Annotated in this window: 23 protein-coding genes; 15 read left to right on the top strand and 8 right to left on the bottom strand. The window is 69.5% G+C overall.

The annotated features are described in order from the left end of the window. The coding region (locus tag VGD32_RS04215; RefSeq protein WP_331030652.1) for a uracil-DNA glycosylase at positions 1–582 on the top strand (582 nt) is incomplete at its 5' end. A 149-nt stretch (positions 583–731) separates the two neighbouring features. Further along, a complete protein-coding gene (locus VGD32_RS04210) occupies positions 732–2,402 on the top strand; it encodes a lytic transglycosylase domain-containing protein (protein WP_331030651.1) in 1,671 nt (556 codons plus the stop codon). A gap of 195 nt (positions 2,403–2,597) precedes the next feature. Here the strand turns inward: VGD32_RS04210 and VGD32_RS04205 are convergent, their stop codons facing one another. Continuing rightward, positions 2,598–3,242, bottom strand: a complete 645-nt coding sequence (locus tag VGD32_RS04205) for a glutathione S-transferase (protein ID WP_331030650.1) — start codon at positions 3,240–3,242, stop codon at positions 2,598–2,600. Positions 3,243–3,373: 131 nt separating this feature from the next. Here VGD32_RS04205 and purB point away from each other — a divergent pair, with 131 nt between their 5' ends. From purB to VGD32_RS04190, 3 genes are all read left to right on the top strand, one after another. Beyond that, complete coding sequence (gene purB / locus VGD32_RS04200) at positions 3,374–4,675, top strand: adenylosuccinate lyase (protein ID WP_331030649.1); 1,302 nt, start codon at positions 3,374–3,376, stop codon at positions 4,673–4,675. Continuing rightward, on the top strand, positions 4,672–5,172 hold the full coding sequence (locus tag VGD32_RS04195) for a DNA-deoxyinosine glycosylase (protein ID WP_331030648.1): 501 nt from the start codon (positions 4,672–4,674) through the stop codon (positions 5,170–5,172). The genes purB and VGD32_RS04195 overlap by 4 nt, the downstream gene beginning before the upstream one ends. 107 nt (positions 5,173–5,279) lie before the next feature. Beyond that, complete coding sequence (locus VGD32_RS04190; RefSeq protein ID WP_331030647.1) at positions 5,280–5,852, top strand: fasciclin domain-containing protein; 573 nt, start codon at positions 5,280–5,282, stop codon at positions 5,850–5,852. 144 nt (positions 5,853–5,996) lie between these two features. Here VGD32_RS04190 and VGD32_RS04185 read toward each other — a convergent pair whose 3' ends face one another. Continuing rightward, positions 5,997–6,320, bottom strand: a complete 324-nt coding sequence (locus tag VGD32_RS04185; RefSeq protein ID WP_331030646.1) for a DUF1476 domain-containing protein — start codon at positions 6,318–6,320, stop codon at positions 5,997–5,999. 251 nt (positions 6,321–6,571) lie between these two features. Here VGD32_RS04185 and purC point away from each other — a divergent pair, with 251 nt between their 5' ends. The 6 genes from purC (at position 6,572) to VGD32_RS04155 (ending at position 9,556) form a co-directional block, all read left to right on the top strand. Continuing rightward, positions 6,572–7,330 carry a phosphoribosylaminoimidazolesuccinocarboxamide synthase gene (gene purC / locus VGD32_RS04180; protein WP_331030653.1) on the top strand — a complete coding sequence of 253 codons (759 nt, stop codon included), beginning with the start codon at positions 6,572–6,574 and terminating at the stop codon, positions 7,328–7,330. Then, a complete protein-coding gene (purS, locus tag VGD32_RS04175) occupies positions 7,330–7,566 on the top strand; it encodes a phosphoribosylformylglycinamidine synthase subunit PurS (protein WP_331030645.1) in 237 nt (78 codons plus the stop codon). Before purC ends, purS begins: the two co-directional genes overlap by 1 nt. Beyond that, positions 7,563–7,694, top strand: coding sequence for a hypothetical protein (locus tag VGD32_RS04170; protein WP_331030644.1), 132 nt, complete (start codon positions 7,563–7,565; stop codon positions 7,692–7,694). The genes purS and VGD32_RS04170 overlap by 4 nt, the downstream gene beginning before the upstream one ends. 61 nt (positions 7,695–7,755) lie before the next feature. Further along, on the top strand, positions 7,756–8,226 hold the full coding sequence (locus VGD32_RS04165; protein ID WP_331030643.1) for a YbhB/YbcL family Raf kinase inhibitor-like protein: 471 nt from the start codon (positions 7,756–7,758) through the stop codon (positions 8,224–8,226). Positions 8,227–8,272: 46 nt separating this feature from the next. Then, the gene (gene purQ, locus VGD32_RS04160) at positions 8,273–8,935 is read left to right on the top strand and encodes a phosphoribosylformylglycinamidine synthase subunit PurQ (protein WP_331030642.1); all 663 of its coding nucleotides are present in this window, start codon (positions 8,273–8,275) and stop codon (positions 8,933–8,935) included. A gap of 69 nt (positions 8,936–9,004) precedes the next feature. Beyond that, on the top strand, positions 9,005–9,556 hold the full coding sequence (locus VGD32_RS04155; RefSeq protein WP_331030641.1) for a sugar O-acetyltransferase: 552 nt from the start codon (positions 9,005–9,007) through the stop codon (positions 9,554–9,556). Here VGD32_RS04155 and VGD32_RS04150 read toward each other — a convergent pair. After that, positions 9,553–9,819, bottom strand: coding sequence for a hypothetical protein (locus VGD32_RS04150; protein WP_331030640.1), 267 nt, complete (start codon positions 9,817–9,819; stop codon positions 9,553–9,555). The genes VGD32_RS04155 and VGD32_RS04150 overlap by 4 nt on opposite strands. Positions 9,820–9,933: 114 nt before the next feature. Between VGD32_RS04150 and VGD32_RS04145 the strand changes: the two genes are divergently transcribed. Next, a complete protein-coding gene (locus tag VGD32_RS04145; protein ID WP_331030639.1) occupies positions 9,934–10,731 on the top strand; it encodes a hypothetical protein in 798 nt (265 codons plus the stop codon). Here the strand turns inward: VGD32_RS04145 and VGD32_RS04140 are convergent. Together VGD32_RS04140 and VGD32_RS04135 are read right to left on the bottom strand one after the other, a co-directional pair. After that, positions 10,728–10,976, bottom strand: coding sequence for a Tat pathway signal protein (locus tag VGD32_RS04140; protein WP_331030638.1), 249 nt, complete (start codon positions 10,974–10,976; stop codon positions 10,728–10,730). The two genes, VGD32_RS04145 and VGD32_RS04140, sit on opposite strands and share 4 nt — an antisense overlap. Continuing rightward, on the bottom strand, positions 10,976–11,119 hold the full coding sequence (locus VGD32_RS04135) for a hypothetical protein (protein ID WP_331030637.1): 144 nt from the start codon (positions 11,117–11,119) through the stop codon (positions 10,976–10,978). Before VGD32_RS04135 ends, VGD32_RS04140 begins: the two co-directional genes overlap by 1 nt. Before the next feature lie 101 nt (positions 11,120–11,220). Here VGD32_RS04135 and purL point away from each other — a divergent pair, with 101 nt between their 5' ends. Genes purL through VGD32_RS04120 form a run of 3 tightly spaced genes read left to right on the top strand, consistent with a single transcriptional unit; the run spans position 11,221 to position 15,416 of the window. Continuing rightward, on the top strand, positions 11,221–13,440 hold the full coding sequence (gene purL / locus VGD32_RS04130) for a phosphoribosylformylglycinamidine synthase subunit PurL (protein WP_331030636.1): 2,220 nt from the start codon (positions 11,221–11,223) through the stop codon (positions 13,438–13,440). Beyond that, the gene (locus VGD32_RS04125; protein WP_331030635.1) at positions 13,437–13,796 is read left to right on the top strand and encodes a DUF305 domain-containing protein; all 360 of its coding nucleotides are present in this window, start codon (positions 13,437–13,439) and stop codon (positions 13,794–13,796) included. Before purL ends, VGD32_RS04125 begins: the two co-directional genes overlap by 4 nt. 51 nt (positions 13,797–13,847) lie before the next feature. After that, positions 13,848–15,416, top strand: coding sequence for an alkaline phosphatase D family protein (locus tag VGD32_RS04120; RefSeq protein ID WP_331030634.1), 1,569 nt, complete (start codon positions 13,848–13,850; stop codon positions 15,414–15,416). Positions 15,417–15,418: 2 nt separating this feature from the next. On the opposite strand, the gene VGD32_RS04115 is transcribed toward VGD32_RS04120, so the two are convergent. From VGD32_RS04115 to VGD32_RS04105, 3 genes are all read right to left on the bottom strand, one after another. Continuing rightward, complete coding sequence (locus VGD32_RS04115) at positions 15,419–16,255, bottom strand: DUF5694 domain-containing protein (protein ID WP_331030633.1); 837 nt, start codon at positions 16,253–16,255, stop codon at positions 15,419–15,421. Between the two features lie 110 nt (positions 16,256–16,365). Then, positions 16,366–16,806 carry a hypothetical protein gene (locus tag VGD32_RS04110; protein ID WP_331030632.1) on the bottom strand — a complete coding sequence of 147 codons (441 nt, stop codon included), beginning with the start codon at positions 16,804–16,806 and terminating at the stop codon, positions 16,366–16,368. 82 nt (positions 16,807–16,888) lie between these two features. After that, positions 16,889–17,180: YmdB family metallophosphoesterase (locus VGD32_RS04105; protein WP_331030631.1), on the bottom strand; the 292-nt coding region annotated here is incomplete at its 5' end.

The following is a 17,180-nucleotide window of genomic DNA, read 5'->3' as shown; positions in this document are numbered from 1 at the left end:
GGCGCGGAGACGCTCGAGGCCCTGGCCGAGGCGATCGCGGCGTTCGAGGGCTGTCCCCTGCGCGGCCTCGGCGCGCGCCAGGCGGTGTTCGCGCGCGGCAATCCGGAGGCCGAGGTGCTGGTCATAGGCGAAGGCCCGGGCGCGGAGGAGGACGAGCGCGGTCAGCCCTTCGTCGGCAAGGCCGGAAAGCTGCTGGACAGGATGCTGGCCGAGGCGGGGCTGGAGGGCCGGGTGTTCATCACCAACACCGTTTTCTGGCGGCCGCCGGGCAATCGCACCCCGACGCCCGCCGAACAGGCCGTCTGCGCGCCGTTCGTGGAGCGCGCCTTCGCCCTGCTGAGGCCGAAGGCGGTGCTGCTGGTCGGCGGGGCCTCGGCCAAGGCCGTGCTGGGCGTCGACGAGGGTATTCTGAAGCTGAGAGGTCAGTGGCGCGAATGGCGGCTGGCCGAGGGCGGCGTCTCGGCCCCGGCCCTGCCGACGCTGCATCCGGCCTTCCTGCTGCGCCAGCCGATGGCCAAGCGGCAGGCCTGGGCGGATATGCTGTCGCTGGCGGCGCGGCTGGCTGACGGCGAAGCTCGTTAACCCGGTCGACGCAAAACTGCCCCAAAAAGGCGTCACGTCTTGACATGGGCCGGGGCGGTGGCGCCTTTCTGGCCTGACGACCGAACGAACAGCGCCGGGTGGATCGAGTCGAGACGATCCGCATGACGCTCTAAGGGGGGCCGCCTTCAGTGCCGATTTCTTTCCGCCGCGCGTTTTTCGCGCCGACGACCGCTCTGGCGTTCGCCCTCGCGCTGGGGGCCGCCGCGCCTTCGCACGCCGAGGATGACGGACGTCGCGGCGTCGTCTCGGCCCTGAGCCCGGCGGACCGCCTCAGCTACACCACCGCCTTCGACGCCCTGCGCCGCGGCGACCTGGACGCCGCCCGCGCCTCGGCCCGGCAGGCCAACGACCGCGTGCTTCTGGGACAGGTCGAGTTCGAGCGGCTGTTCCACGCCGACTATTCGGCCACCTATGAGGAACTGGCGGCGTGGCTGGAGGAGTATTCCGACCTGCCGTGCGCGCCGCGCGCCTACAATCTGGCCCTGCGCCGGCGACCGGACGGCGCTCCGGAGCCGAAGCGGCCTTCGAGCGTCAGCGGCCGGACCTGGTCCAGCGTGGTGGCGGCCGGCGGCGGCGCCTCGGCCGACGATCCGACCAAGGCGGCGCGCATCGCCCTGAATCACGACGACCTGACGGGCGCGGTCACGCTGGGCGAACAGATCGGCGACTGGTGGGTGGTCGGCCTGGCCAGCTACCGGCTGGGCGAGTACGGCAAGGCCAGCCGCGCTTTCGAGCGGGTGCTGGACGATCCCACCGAGGACGGATGGGTGCGGTCGGGCGCCGCCTTCTGGGCCGCCCGGTCGGCGGGACGTTCGGGGCAGCAGGACCGGGTGCAGCCGCTGCTGCGCCGCGCGGGGGCCTGGCCGGCGACCTTCTATGGACAGATCGCCCTGCGCCAGCTGGGCGAGGAGCCGGCGATCGAGAACCTCGGGCCGACCCCGTACGGCGCGACCCTGCAGCGCGCCTCCTATCAGCCGGACGAGCCGACCGACGTCGACGCCGACGAGTTGAACGCCTTCATCCGCTCCGACGACCGCGCCCGCCGCACCGTGGCCTACTATGAAGTCGGGCGCGGCACGGACGCCCGCGACGAGCTGCGCACCGGCCTGCGCTCGGCCCTCACGGACCGCGGACGGCAGCTGTGGGCGGCGCTGGGTCGCGCCCTGGGTCCCCGGGTCATGGGCGTCAGCGACGACGGCCGCCGGATCGACGCCGACCGCTATCCCCAGCCGGAAATCGCGCCGGACGGCGGCTTCACCATCGAGCGCTCGCTGGTCTACGCCATCGCCCGCAAGGAGACCGACTTCAACGCCCGAGCGCGCTCGGCCGTCGGCGCCTATGGCCTGATGCAGGTGATGCCGACCACGGCGGCCGAACTGGCCAATGACCGCGTCTTCGTCGCCGAACCCGACCGGCTGTTCGACCCGGCCGTCAACGCCCGGCTGGGCCAGGCCTATGTCAACAAGGTGCTGGCCATGCCGGCCATCAACGGCGACCTGCTGAGGGTCGCGGCTTCGTACAACGCCGGGCCGGGACCGATGGTGGCGGCGGTGCGCAAGCTGGGCCACGACGCCGATCCTCTGCTGCTGATCGAGACGATCGACGTGCCACAGGCCCGGGACTATGTGGAGAAGGTCGTGGCGGCCTACTGGATCTACCAGCGCCTCAACGGCCGGCCGCTGAACACCCTCGACGCGGTGGCCTCGGGCGCGACGCTGGTGCCGCTCTCGCTGGACTATGTGCCGCCTCCGCCCGCTCAGCCGCTGGAAGTGGCCTCGGCTGCGGCGACCGCCGGCTAGGCCGCGCTAGAGTCCGGCGATCAGCAGGGCCGGCAGGCAGCAGGCGATCACGATCAGCAGCCCATAGACCATCAGGCTGGGCCGGCGGGGCTGGGGCTGTTCAACGGGCATCGACATGGCTGACCCTGAACGCGTGCGCGCTTTCGAGGGTCCCGAAATAGCAGTGTTGTCTTAAGGCGGCGTTCCGGCGCGAGGTTAACGCAACGCCTCCGCCGACCACTCGAGGAAGTCCGGCTGGGCCAGCAGGGCGTCGCGGTAGGCCGCGGCGGAGCCGTCGTCGCCATAGGCCGCAAGGTCGATCTGGAAGTGGCGGAAACGCGCAGCCACGGGCGTGAAGAAGGCGTCCGGGACCGACCATTCGCCGAACAGGTAAGGTCCGCCGGCGCCGAAGCGGCGGCGCATCTCCTCCCACAGGCTGACGATGCGACGGATGTCGCGTTCCACCGCCTCGCCCTGCGGCGGGGGCGAGCGGTCGGGGCCGACCATGGTGTGATCCGGGCCCATGCCGCAGTCGGTGCGCAGGCCCATGAAGCCGCCGTGCATCTCGCAGGCGGCGGAGCGGGCCAGCCAGCGGGCGTGGGCGTCGGCCGGCCACAGCCTGACCTCAGGATACCGCTCGGCGCACCAGACCGAGATCGCCATCGAATCCCAGATCGTCTCGCCCTCGACCCTCAGCAGGGGAACGAGGCGCGACGGCGAGATGCGCTCCAGCTCCACCCGGCCTTCGGGCGAATAGATGTCGATCTCGCGCACTGTGAAGTCAGCCTTGCAGCGCTTCAGCACCAGCCACGAGCGCAGCGACCAGGTCGAATACAGACGCGGTCCGATGATCAGTTCCATGTGTCCCTCCGAATCCGACTCAGGAATAGAGCGCGGCGCGGCCGGCGGCCATGCCCCGAAGGACGAGATCGGCGGCGTCCGCCACAAGCTGAGCTTGACTCCCGACCGCCCCGGACCGACACGACGCGCCCATGATCAGCCGCTATTCCCGCCCCGCCGCCGTCGATATCTGGTCGCAGGAGACCAAATACCGGATCTGGTTCGAGATCGAGGCGCACGCCGCGACGAAGATGGCCGAGCTGGGGGTGATCCCGTCGGAGGCCGCCGAGGCGATCTGGGCCAAGGGCAAGGACGCCGTATTCGACGCCGACCGCATCGACGAGATCGAGCGGACGACCAAGCACGACGTCATCGCCTTCCTCACCCATGTGGCCGAGATCGTCGGCGAGGAGGCGCGCTTCCTGCACCAGGGCATGACCTCATCCGACGTGCTGGACACCTGTTTCGCCGTGCAGCTGGCGCGCTCGGCCGACCTCCTGATCGAGGGCGTCGACCGGGTGCTGAAGGCGCTGGAGACGCGGGCGAAGGAGCACAAATTCACCCCCTGCGTAGGCCGCAGCCACGGCATCCACGCCGAGCCGGTCACCTTCGGCCTCAAGCTGGCCGGGTATCACGCCGAGTTCCAGCGCGCCCGCCGCCGGCTGCTGACGGCGAAGGAAGAGATCGCCACCTGCGCCATCTCCGGCGCGGTCGGGACCTTCGCCAACGTCGATCCGGCGGTCGAGGCCTATGTGGCCGAGCAGATGGGCCTGCAGATCGAGCCGGTCTCGACCCAGGTGATCCCGCGCGACCGCCACGCGGCCTTCTTCGCCGCGCTGGGCGTGGTCGCCTCGTCGGTCGAGCGGCTGGCGATCGAGATCCGCCATCTGCAGCGCACCGAGGTGCTGGAGGCCGAGGAATTCTTCGACAAGGGCCAGAAGGGCTCGTCGGCCATGCCGCACAAGCGGAACCCGATCCTGACCGAGAACCTGACCGGCCTGGCGCGGCTGGTGCGCTCGGCGGTGACGCCGGCGATGGAAAACGTCGCCCTCTGGCACGAGCGGGACATCAGCCATTCGTCGGTCGAGCGCGGCATCGGCCCGGACGCCACCATCCACCTGGACTTCGCCCTGCACCGTCTGGCCGGGGTGGTCGAGCGGCTGAACGTCTATCCGGCCAACATGGAGAAGAACCTCAACCTGCTGGGCGGGCTGGTGCATTCCCAGCGGGTCATGCTGGCCCTGACCCAGGCCGGGGTGAGCCGCGAGGACGCCTATGCGGCGGTGCAGGAGAACGCCATGAAGGTGTGGCGCGGCGAAGGGGCGTTCCTCGACTTCCTGAAGGCCGACGCGCGGGTGACCCTGCCGGAGGCGCAACTCGAGGCGCTGTTCAACATCGGCTATCACACCAAACACGTGGACACGGTCTTCACGCGGGTGTTCGGGACGGCGTGACCCGCAAGGCCGGATTCGCACCGGTCGTCGACGCCCGGACGCGTCTGCTGATCCTCGGCAGCCTGCCCGGCGACGCCTCGCTGAAGGCGGCGCAGTACTACGGCCATCCCCGAAACGCCTTCTGGCGGCTGATCGGCGAGGTCATCGGCCGCGACCTGGCCGCCCTGCCCTATGAAGCGCGGCTGGCGGCGCTCACAGCAGCCGGCGTGGGACTGTGGGACGTCATCGCCAGCGCGGAACGGCCCGGCAGCCTTGATGCGGCGATCCGTCAGCCCGAAGCCGCCGACCTCCGCGGCCTGGTCCGGACCCTGCCGGAACTGAGAGCCGTCGCCTTCAACGGCGCGACGGGGGCGCGTCTGGGGCGGGCGGTGCTGACCGGAGCCTCGAACGTGACGCTGATCGACCTGCCGTCCTCCAGTCCCGCCCATACGCGGACGTTCGAGGCCAAGGCGGCGGCGTGGCGTGGGCTCGCCCGCTGGCTCGACCAGGCCCGCTAGCCGGGCGGAGATACAGAAAAACGCGGGCCCGACGCATCCTTTTGCCCGGCTGAGCCATATCTATCATCGGAGCCCGCCCGGAGAGCGGAGCCGGGAGAGATGACGCGATGAGAGGGAGCCGTTCGGGACTGGCCGCTCTGGCGGCGGCGACGCTGGCGTTATCAGCCTGTAACCGCGAGGCGCCGCCGGAGCCGGAAGCCGCTCCGGAGCAAATCCCGCAGCCGGCCGCGACCGGGACGGTGCTGGCGACCCTGCAGCGCGATCCGGACTTCACCACCTTTGTCAGCGCCTTGCAGACGGCCGGGGTGGCGGAATCGCTCGACGGCTCCGGACCCTTCACCGTCTTCGCGCCGACCAATGCGGCATTCGAGAAGATTCCCGCGGCCCGGCGCGACGCCCTGACCACGCCAGAGGGCCAGGGGGAACTGCGGCGCCTCCTGACCTCGCACATCGTGCCCGGCCGGCTGGACGGCGCGGCGATCCTGCAGCGGATCCAGGCGGGCGGGGGGTCGCTGGCCCTGACAACCATGCAGGGCGGAACCCTGACGGCGCGGGCCAATGCGGACGGGTCGATCATCCTGACCGGCGCCGCGGGCGAGGCGTCGCGGGTCGAGGAGGCCGACATGGTCGCCGCAAACGGCGTCATCCACGGAGTCGAAACTGTGCTGTCGTCCGGCTAGCGGGCGTTCCCGATACGGCGTCGCCCCCCTCCCCCACACGGCGCCGGCGGCGGATCGCCCCCAATCGATCCGCCCGGAAAGGTCGCAGCCGAAAGGCCGCGGCCTTTCTCTGTTGGCGGGCCGATTAGAGTCCCAGGGAGCGTGTTATTCGCCGTTGCGAATCTGTTCGCGGGCCACAGAGGACAGCTCGTCCATCTTGCGGCGGATCTCGCCTTCCGAAACGGTCAGGCCCGCCCCTTCGAGGTCCTGGGCGATCTTGCGGTAGACGTCTTCCTCGCCCGGCTGGTCGAAGTCGGCCTTGACGATGGCGCGGCCGTATTCCTCGGCGCTGTCCGCGGACAGGCCCATCTTTTCCGCCGCCCACAGGCCAAGCATCTTGTTGCGCCGGGCGATCGCCTTGAATTCCTGTTCCTGATCGAGGGCGAACTTGGACTCAAAGCCCTTTTCCCGATCGTCGAAGGTCGTCATGGGCGTCTGCAGGCTCCCTCAGGCGGCGCGAAATGTGGCCGCGGTCGTGGAGGTCTATAGCCCCCCCGGAGCCGAACGCAACGGAAACCCTGACGGTTCAATCGGGGGCGCCGTTTGTGTCGCAGCCCGGGTTCCGGTAAGGGAGGGCCCGTCAATTCTCCCGCCCGCCCGATTCCGGATCGCGCCGCCCAGACCACCGTGCTGGCCGCGCGATTTTCGTTTCTGGCGAGGCCCCGCCCGGACCCGTGATGATGAACGTCAAGCGCAAGAAGCTCTACGAGGGCAAGGCCAAGATTCTGTACGAGGGGCCCGAGCCCGGCACCCTGATCCAGTATTTCAAGGACGACGCCACCGCCTTCAACGCCCAGAAGAAGGCGATTCTCGAAGGCAAGGGCGTCATCAACAACCGCATCAGCGAGTTCATCATGTCGCGCCTGAACGGCATCGGCGTGACCAACCACTTCATCAAGCGGCTGAACCTGCGCGAGCAGCTGATCCGCGAGGTCGAGATCATCCCGCTGGAAGTGGTGTGCCGCAACATCGTGGCCGGTTCGATGAGCCAGCGGCTCGGCATAGACGAGGGCACCCCCCTGCCCCGCTCGATCATCGAATTCTACTACAAGAAGGACGAGCTCAACGACCCGATGGTCACCGAAGAGCACATCACGGCCTTCAACTGGGCCTCGACCCAGGAGCTGGACGACATCCTGGCGATGACGGTGCGGGTCAACGACTACCTGTCCGGCATGTTCGGCGCGGTCGGCATCACCCTGGTCGACTTCAAGATCGAGTTCGGCCGCATCTGGGAGAACGACTTCAGCCGCGTCATTCTCGCCGATGAGATCAGCCCCGATTCGTGCCGGTTGTGGGACAGCACGACGGGCGAGAAGCTGGACAAGGACCGCTTCCGCCGCGATCTGGGCAACGTCATCGAAAGCTACACCGAGGTGGCGCGCCGCCTCGGCATCATGAAGGACATGCCGACCGTGATTCAGGGGGGACTGCACTGATGGCCAGGGTCAAGGTTCACGTGTTCCTCAAGCCCGGCGTGCTGGACGTGCAGGGCAAGGCCGTCGAGGGCGCCCTGCACGGCCTGGGCTGGGCCGGCGTCGCCAACGCCCGCGTCGGCAAGCTGATCGAGTTCGACCTCGACGGCGCGGCCGACCCGGCCGCCGAGGCCAGGAAGATGTGCGAGACCCTGCTCGCCAACACCGTCATTGAAAGCTACCGCATCGAGGTCGCGTGAAGCGCGGACTGAAGCTGGCCATCGCCCTGTTCGTCCTGGCGTCGTGCGTGATCTTCGCGGCGGCGCTGGCGGGCGGGCTGATGGACGACACCGCCTTCACGCCCGCAGCGAAGGAAGCGGCGCACTAGGCGCGACTCGGGGCGCGCGCCTGCGTTAGAGTGCTTCCGACCACAGCAGGAGGACGCGGCGATGGCCTTCACCCTCAGTTCCAACGACATCACCGACGGCGGCGTGCTGCCGGACGGGCAGGTCTATGCGAAGGGCAACGCCTCGCCGCACCTGAAATGGTCCGGCGCGCCCGAGGGTACGAAGAGCTACGCGGTCACCTGTTTCGATCCGGACGCGCCGACGGGGTCGGGCTTCTGGCACTGGGCCGTGGCCAACATACCGGCAGACGTGACGGAACTGCCGGCGGGCGGGCCGATTCCGGCCGGGGCGGTGGAAGGCCGGACCGATTTCGGCGAGACGGGCTACGGCGGGGCCGCGCCGCCGCCGGGGCATGGCCCGCACCGCTACATCTTCACCGTCTTCGCCGTGGACACCGAGCGGCTGGATGTGACGCCGGACAATTCCGGCGCGGTGTTCGGCTTCAACCTGCATTTCCACACGCTGGGGAAGGCCTCGATCATGGCGACGTACGAGAACGCCGGCCAGGGCTGAACCGGCGCCCTGACATCGGCTCCGAACCCTGCTACACGCCGCGCCCATGAGCGCAGCCGTCATCGTCTTCCCGGGGTCCAACTGCGACCGCGACTGCAAGGTCGCGATCGAACGCTCGACGGGAGAAACCGTCGACATGGTCTGGCATCAGGAGACGGAGCTGCCGTCGGGGCTGGATCTGATCGTGCTGCCGGGGGGGTTCTCCTACGGCGACTACCTGCGCTGCGGGGCCATGGCGGCGCTGTCGCCGGTGATGCAGGCGGTGAAGAAGGCGGCGGACGACGGCGTGGCCGTGGTCGGCATCTGCAACGGCTTCCAGATCCTGTGCGAGGCGGGGATGCTGCCGGGCGCCCTGCTGAGGAACGCCGGTCTGAAATACGTCTGCAAGCCGATCAGCCTGACCGTCGCCAACGGCCAGACGCGCTTCACCGCCGGCTATCAGGGCCAGCGCGAGGTGATCATGACCCAGGGCAATGGCGACGGGAACTATTTCTGCGACGCCGAGACCCTGGCCCGGCTCGAGGGCGAGGGCCAGGTGGTGTTCCGCTACGTCGACAATCCGAACGGCTCGGTCGCCGACATCGCCGGCATCCAGAACGCGCGCGGCAATGTGCTGGGCATGATGCCCCACCCTGACCGGGCCTTCGAGGACGAGCTGGGCTCGGCCGACGGCGCGATCCTGTTCCGCAGCGTCTTCGCAGCCGCCTGACCGCGGACCGGACTTGACCCGGACGGCCGATACGGCCGAACTCGCCCGGTTGTCGCGGAGGGGCCGGCCATGTTCATGAGCGAACGCCAGAAGATGATTTCTGGCCTGCCGTACAACCCCGGCGATCCCGAACTCCAGGCCGACCAGACCGCCGCGAAACACTGGATGGCGCGCTACAACGCCTCGCTCGCGGCCACTCCGGCCGAGCGGCGCGATCTGCTGCGTCAGCGGCTGGGCGAGGTGGGCGAAGGCGCGGTGATTCGCCCGCCGTTTCACTGCGACTACGGCTACAACATCCGGCTGGGCCGCAACGTCTTCCTGAACTTCAACTGCGTCATCCTGGACGTCTGCGAGGTCGACATCGGCGATGGAACGCAGATCGGGCCGGGCGTGCAGATCCTGACCGCCGACCATCCGCGCAACGCCGCCGAGCGGGCGGCGGGGATCGAGTTCGGCAAGCCGATCACCATCGGCTTCAACGTCTGGATCGGCGGCGGGGCCCTGATCCTGCCCGGTGTGACGATCGGCGACGACGCGGTGATCGGGGCCGGCGCCGTCGTCACGCGCGACGTGCCCCCGGGGGCGACGGCCATGGGCAATCCGGCGCGGGTTCGGCCCTAGACGTCGTCGGCCCGCCGCAGATCGCCGTCGGCTGAGCCCTGCACGCCGATCGACTGGTCCAGCCCGTCTTCGTCATCGGCGTTGAGCGAGGCCCCGTCCTCCATCGTCGGGTCCTCGTCGGCGGTGCGGACGCCGCCCGGATCGCGCTGGGCGTTCAGCTCGCGCTCTCCCAGACCGAGACCCTGCTCGCGGGCCCGGTCGGCCTGGACCGTGTCAGTCTCGAAATGCGGCGTCTCTTCGGGGCGGTTGGTTTCGTCAGCCATGGCGGTCTCCTTTGCGCAGAGAACCCCCGCGCGGACGGCGGGGTTCCGGCCGGGTGAACCAACCGCAGCCCCGGCGCGTAGAGACCGGGACCGCATCGCCTGCAGGAGCCCCGTATGTCGTCGATCATCCGTCCCACGCCCGCGCAGCTGACCCGGCGGATGATCGTGCTGGCGGCGGCCGTGTTCGCCGTCGTCGTCGGACAGGCCCAGGTCCTGATGGGCTGGGGCCAGACGCCGCAGGAATTCTCCGCCGACAGCGACGCGACGCTGAGGGTCGCCGGCTACGCCTTCTCGATCTGGGGCCTGATCTACGCGGGCATCCTCGCCTACGCCGTGCGGCAGGCGCTGCGGCAGACCGGCGAGAGCCTGCTCATCCATCGCTTCGGCTGGCCCTCGGTCGCGGCCTTCCTCGGCATCGGCTGGTGGGTGGTCGCGGCGGCGTTCGACCTGGAGGCGGCGACCGTGGTGCTGATCTTCGCCTCGCTGATCGTGCTGCTGCTGCCCCTGCTGCACAACGCCGACGCCATCCGGGCGCTGGGCCGGACCGAGCGGGACCGCTGGCTGGTGGTCTGGCCGCTGGCCCTGCTGGCGGGCTGGCTGACCGTGGCGGCGCCGCTGAACCTGCTGACGGTGGCGACCGGGAACGGCGCGCTCCCCACCATGCTGAGCCCGACCCTCTGGGCGACGCTGGCCATCGTGGTCGTCGTCCTGGTCGGCCTGGGGGTGACGCTCAGGCTGCGGATGCTGGCCTATGCCCTGCCGATCGCCTGGGGCCTGCTGGGCGCCTTCGTGGCCGAGCAGGAGCGGAACCCGCCACTGGCATGGGTGGCCCTGGCGGCGGCGGTGACCGTGCTGGTCGCGGCGGTGATCCTGACCTTCCGGCTCCGTCCGGGCGTCGAGAGACCCCGCTAGCGCGAATCCGCTTCGGAGTTGTCGCGCGGGTCGTGGTCGGGATCGCCGACGTCGAAGGCCCCGCTCTCGTCGAAGCCGACGCTGCCGACGCCCACGGCCGATCCGGTGAGGCGCTGCCGCCGGCTCGCCATCGCCAGTTCCGGCGCCGCCTCGTGCATCGCCCGGGTCACCTCCGGATCGTTGGAGCGGTCCATCTGCTGGTGATCGGGCGGCGTCGGGGTGGTTTCGCTTCCGGTCCGGGCCATCAGTCGTTCTCCTCGGCGTCATCGTTGGCGGCCCGTTTCGCGGCCCGCTCGGCGGCGGCGCTGGCCCCCGCGTCGTCGGCGGCGATCTCCGGCGCGTCGGGGTCTTCCGGGGTGGCGGCGGGATCGATCGGCTGGTCAGTCATGGCGGCCTCCGTTGGCTTCGCGCGATTCAATGGCGGGCCGACGCCGATGTTCCGCCGGGAACGGCTGACAGGGGCGCCGTCTGCGGCTAGAAGGCGCGGCCATGAGCGCTCCCGAAAAGACCATGGCCGAACTGGCCGCCGAATACGGCCTCGCCCCGAACGAGTATCAGGTCGTCCTCGACCGGCTGGGGCGCGAACCCAACCAGGTCGAACTGGGCGTGTTCTCGGTGATGTGGTCCGAGCACTGCTCCTACAAGTCGTCGAAGATCCACCTCGGCAAATTCCCGACCACGGGGCCGCGGGTCATCTGCGGGCCAGGCGAGAACGCCGGGGTCATCGACATCGACGACGGCGACGCCTGCATCTTCAAGATGGAGAGCCACAACCACCCGTCCTACATCGAGCCCTACCAGGGCGCGGCGACGGGGGTCGGGGGCATCATGCGCGACGTCTTCACCATGGGCGCGCGGCCTGTGGCCCTGCTGAACGCCCTGCGCTTCGGCGACCCGTCGCACGAGAAGTCGAAACGTCTGGTCAAGGGCGTAGTCTCGGGCATCGGCGGCTACGGCAACTGCGTGGGTGTGCCGACCGTGGGCGGCGAGACCAATTTCCACGCCGGCTACAACGGCAACATCCTTGTCAACGCCATGTGCGTGGGCGTGGCCAAGGCCGACAGCCTGTTCTACTCGGCCGCCCCGGCCCCGGGCCTGTCGGTGGTCTATTTCGGATCCAAGACCGGCCGCGACGGCATCCACGGCGCGACCATGGCCTCGGCCGAGTTCGACGAGGACTCCGACGAGAAGCGCCCGACGGTGCAGGTCGGCGACCCGTTCGCCGAGAAGCTGCTGATCGAGGCGACGCTGGAGCTGATGGCCTCGGGCGCCGTGGCCGCGATCCAGGACATGGGCGCGGCGGGGCTGACCTCGTCCTCGGTCGAGATGGCCGGCAAGGGCGGCGTCGGCATCGAGCTGAACATGGACGCCGTGCCCCAGCGCGAAGAGGGCATGACCGCCTATGAGATGATGCTGTCGGAAAGCCAGGAGCGGATGCTGGCGGTGCTGAAGCCGGGCCGGGAGCAGGACGGCTACCGCATCTTCGAGAAATGGGGCCTCGACGCCGCCGTCATCGGCAAGACCACCGACACGGGCCATCTGGTCCTGAAGCATCACGGCGAGACGGTCTGCGACGTGCCGCTGGCGCCGCTGTTCGACGACGCGCCGCTCTACGACCGGCCGTGGGTCCAGCCCGAACTGCAGCCGCGTCTCGATCCCAAGGCGGTGCCCGCGCCGGACAGCTGGGTCGACGCGGTGATCAAGGTTCTGACCTGCCCGGACATGGCCTCGAAGCGCTGGATCTGGGAACAGTACGACCGGCACGTGATGGCCGACACCCTGCAGGACTCGTCCACCGGGGCCGACGCCGGCGTGGTCCGGGTGCACGGCACCGACAAGGGTCTGGCCATGACCTCGGACTGCACGCCGCGCTACGTCCAGGCCGATCCCTACGAGGGTGGCAAACAGGCCGTGGCCGAGGCGTGGCGCAACCTGACCGCCGTGGGTTCGCGGCCGATCGCCATCACCGACAATCTGAACTTCGGAAATCCGCAGCGGCCCGAGATCATGGGCCAGATCGTCCGCGCCATCGACGGCATGGCCGAAGCCTGCCGGGTGCTGGACTTCCCGGTCGTGAGCGGCAACGTCAGTCTGTACAACGAGACCAATGGCGCGGCCATTCCGCCGACTCCGACCGTGGGCGCGGTCGGCCTGCTGCCCAACTATGACGTGGTCACCGGCTTCGGCGGCATGGGCGAGGGCGACGTGCTGGTGCTGATCGGGGATACGGTCGGAGAGCTGGGCTCGTCGCTCTATCTGCGCGAGGTGCTGGGCCGCGAGGACGGCGCCCCGCCCCCGGTCGACCTGATGCTTGAGAAGAAGACCGGCGACTTCATCCGCGGCCTGATCGAGGCCGGCGAGCTAACCGTGGTGCACGATCTGTCCGATGGCGGCCTGATCGGCGCGGCGGCGGACCTGGCGCTGGCCTCGGACGTCGGCGTCGAGCTGGATGCGAGTTCGGCGACGCACGCCCACGTCCTGCTCTTCGGCGAGGACCAGGCGCGTTATCTGGTGGCCGTGCCCGAAGCCACGGACGTCATCGCGGCCGCGCAGGCGGCGGGCGTCCACGCCAGCGTCGTGGGCCGGGCCAGGGGGCGCGACTTCGCCTCGGGCGGGCCGGACGGGGATCTGTTCCGCCTGCCGCTGGAGCATCTGCGCGAGATGCACGAGAGCTGGCTGCCGAACTGGATCGAAGGCGTTCAGAAGTGAAACGGCTCGCGGCCGGACTGGCGCTTCTGGCCACGGCCGCCTGCTCTGAAGGCGGCGACCCTGTGCAGATGGCCCTGCGGGATGCGGCGGCTGCGCGGCAGGCTGCGGCGGTCGCCGAGGGCCCGACCATCGCACCGGCCTCTCCGGTTGCGCCCGCCGTTGGCGGCCAGGCTGACGCCGCCTTCGTGGCCGGCATGATCGAACACCACCGTGCCGCCGTCCGCATGGCCGTCGACGCCCTGGCCCGTTCCGAAGACCCTGAAATCCGCCGCATGGCGCAGGCCGAGATCGACACCCGCACGCGCGAGATCGCCGTGCTGCAAGCGTGGGAGCCGGCGACACGGGAAGCCCGGTGACGCCCGTCACATTTCCGGGCTAGGTCGAGGGTCCGAAACAGGAGCCGCCGCATGAGTTCGTTCGATTTCCTGTCCCGTCGCGGACTCCTGCTGGGACTGGGAGCGGGGGGTGTGGTCCTCGGCGGCGGCCGGGAAGCGCTCGCAGACCCGGTCTTCGCCGAGTATCCATTCCAGCTGGGTATCGCGGCCGGCGATCCGACGCCGGACGGCTTCGTCATCTGGACCCGGCTGGCCCCCCGCCCGCTCGAGACGGGGCACGGCATGCCCTCGGCGCCGGTGCCGGTGAAGTGGGAAGTCGCAACCGATCGCGGCTTCTCCAATGTGGCGCAGAAGGGCGAGGCGGTCGCGCGGCCTGAGTTGGCTCACGCCGTTCACGTCGAGATCGCGGGACTGGAGCCGGGCCGGGAGTATTTCTACCGCTTCACGGCCGGCGCCGAGCGGACACCCTGGGGCCGGGCGAAGACCGCGCCAGCAGCGGGCGCGACGGTGGAGCGGGTGCGTTTCGGCGTCCTGGGATGCCAAGCCTATGAGCAGGGCTTCTACACCGCCCACCGCAAGGCGGCGGCCGAGGATCTCGATTTCGTCTACTGCTACGGCGACTACATCTACGAGGGGCGCGGCAGCCGGACCTATACGGGGTCGGGCGGGACGATGGAGAATCCGCGCCAGCATCTTGGCGGCGAAACCTATTCGCTGGACGATTATCGGCGGCGGTACGCGCAGTACAAGATGGATGCAGACCTTCAGGCCAGCCATGCGGCGGCCGCGTGGTTCGTGACCTGGGACGACCACGAGATCGCCAACAACTGGGTCTCGGACATGGACGACGGCGTCCCGCCCGAGGTGTTCCTGCTCAGGCGCCAGGCGGCGGCGCAGGCCTTCTACGAACACATGCCGCTGCGGCGCTCGGCCTTCCCGAAGGGCTCCGACATCCCGCTGTATCGCCATGCGTCCTGGGGAAACCTGCTGGACCTGAACCTGCTCGACACCCGCCAGCATCGCACCGACCAGCCGTGCGGCGACGCCTGGGCCGCCACCTGCGACGGCGTCTCGGACCCGCGGGCCCAGGTGCTGGGCGAGGCGCAGGAGGCGTGGCTGTACCGGAACCTGGACCGCTCCAACGCGCACTGGAAGGTGCTGGCGCAGCAGATCATGGTCATGGACCTGGACCGCAAGGAGGGGCCCGAGCCCGGCTACAACCTTGATTCATGGGCGGGTTATCGCATTCCGCGGCAACGTCTGCTGAACCGCCTCAGGGATCGGCGCATCGCCAACACCATCGTGCTGACCGGCGACGAGCACCAGAACTATGCCGGTGAGCTCTACGTCGACAGCCGCAACCCCGAGGGCGCGCCGGTGGCGGCGGAGTTCGTGACCACCTCGATCAGTTCGTCGGGCGACGGGCAGGACCAGCGGGCCGACGGGCGGCGCCATCTGGCCGACAACCCGTTCCTGAAGTTCAACAACGCCCAGCGGGGCTATGTCGTCTGCGACGTGACGCCGGAGGCTTGGCGGACCGAGTTCAAGGTGCTGGACAAGGTGTCGGAGAAGGGCGGGACGCTGAGCACGCGCGCCACCTTCGCGGTGGCGAGCGGGGACGGGCGGGTGGTCGCGGCCTGAGCCTAGCGCCCGCTGAGCCAGTCCGTCGGCTCGACCAGCACATACCCGGGTGTCGTCGAGGCGAAGTGGCGGAGCCAGTAGGCGTGGCCGGCGCCGAACATCACGATGATGCGGTCGCCGGGCCGGGCCACCTGCATCAGCTTGGCGAAGATCACCGCGTTCCGCGTGTACCAGCGCCCGTTCAGCTCGGCTCCCGGAAAGTCCTCGCCGGCTCCGAAGCGCAGGAAGCCGTAGTACATCGAGACGTTGTCCGTGCTCATCGCCACGCCGGGGGCGTTGATCCCGGCCAGCAGGGCGCCGAGGGTCTCGGTGCGTTGACGCTGTTCGAGATCGGCGAGGAAGGCGCGGACCTCTCCGTTCATGGCCTGAAGTTCGCCGGCCCGGCCATTGGCCTCGGTCCAGGCCATCATTTCGCCGTAGGGGAAGTAGGACGGTTCGCCGTCGCGATCCTTCTCGTCGATCGCGTAACCCCGGTCGACGCCGGCGAGGGTGGCGAGGCGGTAGCCGATCTGGATGCGTTCGTCGGGGCGGGACAAGAGCCAGTCGGGGCTGTAGTCCGCGAACCGGTGATCGATCATGGTCGAGGGATCGCGGGCGAGGCTCTCGATGGCGATGGCGGTGGGCTGGAAGCGGGCGAGATCACTGGCGATGCGCGCCAGCTCGGCCTGCTTCTCCGGGGTGGTCACCGGGTCGATGCGGGCGTTGTTCACGTCACGCCCCGGATTGTCGAGATGGGGCACGCCGAGCACCATGACCTGAACCGGCTCGGGCGACGTCGTCTGGGCGAAGGCGGCGGTCGGCAGGACCAGGGCCGCGACCGCGGCGAGGATTTTCAGCATCGGGCAGCTCCGCGAGGGTGTTCGCGGGGAGAGGCGGCCGTCGGCGCGTGCGGATGCAAGCTGCGCCATTAACTCTTCGACAGGTTCGGGCTGAAGCTGTTGAGCCGCCACTACGGCCTTGTGACGCCGGGCTGATCGAGCGTTCCCGGAGGATTATTCCGGCGCTTCGCCGGGACGATCCTAAGCACGGCTGCCAGCACCACCCCTATGCAACCGCATAACATCCCGATCGAGACCAGCAGCGCGGACGGGCCGACGACGCCGGGATCCATGGCTGTGTAGCGAAGATCGAGCGAGGCGCTTATCACGATACTGGCGGCCCCATAGACGCCCAGCAACGGCCCGAGCGCCCCCAGCATGAGCGCCAGGGTCGATGAGATGTTTCTGAAGCGGCCCCGGACCACGAGATCAGCCACGACAGCCAGAACGATCGCCAAGGTCAGCCAGATGAGGCCCTGAAGGACAAGGTTCGCCGTCGGCTCAAGCGCCTCCGCAAGATTGTAGCCGGGCAACCGGCCGTGCGGCTCCTCATCAGGCTGCACCGGCGCCACGGCATCCTCCCCCGACCTCACATGCCGGAAGATGCCCAGACCTCCTCGCGGGCGTCAACGCAGCGGCTTTGTCCCGAGGCCTCTAGACCGTCGGCACCGTCTGGCTCAGCCGTCCCCCCACCCGGATCGGCTCGACGCGGGTCGCCAGACCCGTCCGGTCGTCCGTCTCGACATAGACGCCGCAGACCGTGGCGGGGCCGTGGGCCGGGACGTAACGTCCGCCGGAGAGGCGAGTGGTGAAGCGCCGCAGGGGCTCTTCCTTCTCGTTGCCGATGACGCTGTCGTAGTCGCAGCAGCCGCCGGCGTCGGTCTGGTAGGCCGTGCCGCCGGTGAGGATCTGGCAGTCGGCGGTGGGGACGTGGGTGTGGGTGCCC

Source organism: Brevundimonas sp. (assembly GCF_036402095.1).
Lineage (GTDB): Bacteria > Pseudomonadota > Alphaproteobacteria > Caulobacterales > Caulobacteraceae > Brevundimonas.
Note: the sequence above shows the minus strand (reverse complement) of the source record. Positions and strands in the feature narration are given on the sequence as shown.